The sequence below is a fragment of the Mycobacterium sp. genome, from assembly GCF_049280035.1.
GTDB lineage: Bacteria > Actinomycetota > Actinomycetes > Mycobacteriales > Mycobacteriaceae > Mycobacterium.
Map to the genome: position 1 here is coordinate 1 of NZ_JBAPPI010000273.1, position 1,860 is coordinate 1,860.

The 1,860-nt window shown below is 66.2% G+C and carries 2 protein-coding genes; both read right to left on the reverse strand.

Going from position 1 to position 1,860, the window contains the following annotated elements:
• Positions 1-84 precede the first annotated feature (84 nt).
• Positions 85-1,257, reverse strand: coding sequence for a 16S rRNA (cytosine(1402)-N(4))-methyltransferase RsmH (gene rsmH, locus WAN71_RS08865; RefSeq protein ID WP_422224971.1), 1,173 nt, complete (start codon positions 1,255-1,257; stop codon positions 85-87).
• Positions 1,232-1,663 carry a division/cell wall cluster transcriptional repressor MraZ gene (gene mraZ, locus WAN71_RS08870; RefSeq protein WP_422224972.1) on the reverse strand — a complete coding sequence of 144 codons (432 nt, stop codon included), beginning with the start codon at positions 1,661-1,663 and terminating at the stop codon, positions 1,232-1,234. Before mraZ ends, rsmH begins: the two co-directional genes overlap by 26 nt.
• Positions 1,664-1,860 lie beyond the last annotated feature (197 nt).

The window sequence follows — 1,860 nt, forward strand, 5'->3', positions numbered from 1 at the left end:
GTCGGCGCCCGGTATTCCGGGCAGCGCCGCTCTGCGCGCGCCGGCGATCGCCGCCGCGCGGCGGTGGCGTTTCACGCTTGGACTTCATCGGTCTCCCCTCCTCGCTGCCTCATGCCCCGATTGCACGCGTTGCAAAGCACGCAGTCGCACCGCGGCACTCCGCGGGTTCTGCTGGATCTCGGCGTCGTCGGCGCCTTCGGCGCCACGCGTCAACGAGGTGAATTGCGGTCCGTGCCCGGGGAGTTCGATCGGTAGATCCGGCGGTGTGCTGGAGGTGGCGGCCTGGGCGAACACTCGTTTGACGATGCGGTCCTCGAGCGACTGGTACGCCAGCACCACGATGCGTCCGTTGACAGCCAGGGCGTCCAGCGCGGCCGGCATGGCGTCGCGCAACGCGTCCAGCTCGCCGTTGACCGCAATACGCAGCGCCTGGAATGTCCGCTTGGCCGGGTGTCCACCGGTACGCCGGGCCGGCGCCGGAACCGCTTGGTAGACAACCTCTACCAGCTCGCGGGTCGAGGTGAACGGCGTGCGCGCCCGGCGCCGGATGATGTGTGCGGCGATGCGGCGGGCGAAGCGCTCTTCGCCGTACCGGCGCAGAATGTCGGTCAGCGCGCCCTCATCGTAGGAGTTCACGATTTCCGCGGCGCTCAGCGCCGCGGTGGGGTCCATCCGCATGTCCAGCGGTGCGTCGTGGGCGTAGGAAAAACCGCGCTCGACGCGATCGAGCTGCATGGATGAGACGCCGAGATCGAAGAGCACTCCATCCACGGATTCGGTTGCAGTGTAACCGGATTGGGCTAATGCGTGGCCGATCCCGTCATACCGGGTCTGGATCAGCGTGAGCCGGTCAGCGAAATGCGCCAGCCGGGTGCGGGCAATGTCCAGTGCGGTCGGGTCGCGGTCGATACCGATCAGCCGCAGTCCGGGCAGCTCGGTCAGGAAACGTTCGGCGTGCCCGCCGGCACCGATGGTCGCGTCGACGAGCACCGCCCCTGATCCGTCTGGATGGTGCCGCGTGAGCGCGGGGGTGAGCAGTGCGACGCAGCGGTCGAGCAGCACGGGCACATGACCGAAACCACCAGTGGCGTCAGGCACGACAACACCTTCCCGGCGGGCGACCTGAGGAGCCGCCCCTGCAACGAGGTCCCTGCCCGACAGCACGAACCTGGCGTTGGGGAAGTACGTCAGGGTCGGTTCGGGCAGAGGCCACGGTGCACGGGCACGCGCCTCAGATAATGTCGCCGAGTGCTTCATCGCTGGCTGCGGAGAAGTTCTCTTCGTGGGTCTGTTGGTATTCCTGCCAGGCCTGCGCATCCCAAATCTCAAGGTAGTCAACCGATCCGATTACCACGCAGTCCTTCGACAGGTTTGCGTAGCGGCGGTGGTCGGGCGACAACGTGATTCGGCCTTGCGCGTCGGGATGCTGTTCGTCGGTGGCGGCGGCCAGGTTGCGCAGGAACGCTCTCGCCTCGGGGTTGCTTCTGGATGCCTTGCTGGCCCGGCGCGCGAGTTGCTCGAATTCCGCGCGGGGATAGACAGCCAGGCTGTGGTCTTGGCTCTTGGTGACCATCAGCCCTCCTGCCAGCGCGTCGCGGAACTTGGCGGGCAGCGTCAGCCGCCCTTTGTCGTCGAGCTTGGGCGTGTAGGTGCCGAGAAACATCTGGGCACCTCCACGCCTTTCGACTTCCGCCACCATACCCCACAATCCCCCACTGCGCTCCATCTAACGGCAAGAAGATCACTAAATGGTGTCGTTTCAGCAGGTTCTCGGCCACTCAGGCGGGGTGGCGATGCCGGCGTAGCGTTGATGATCGCCAGCTCAAGCCACCTTTGAGCTGCGGGTTATCGGAAAAGTGG

Bases quoted from the DNA above. Each gene is read 5' to 3' on its own strand.
- rsmH (WP_422224971.1), bottom strand. From the start codon at position 1,257: ATGAAGCACTCGGCGACATTATCTGAGGCGCGTGCCCGTGCACCGTGG.
- mraZ (WP_422224972.1), bottom strand. From the start codon at position 1,663: ATGTTTCTCGGCACCTACACGCCCAAGCTCGACGACAAAGGGCGGCTG.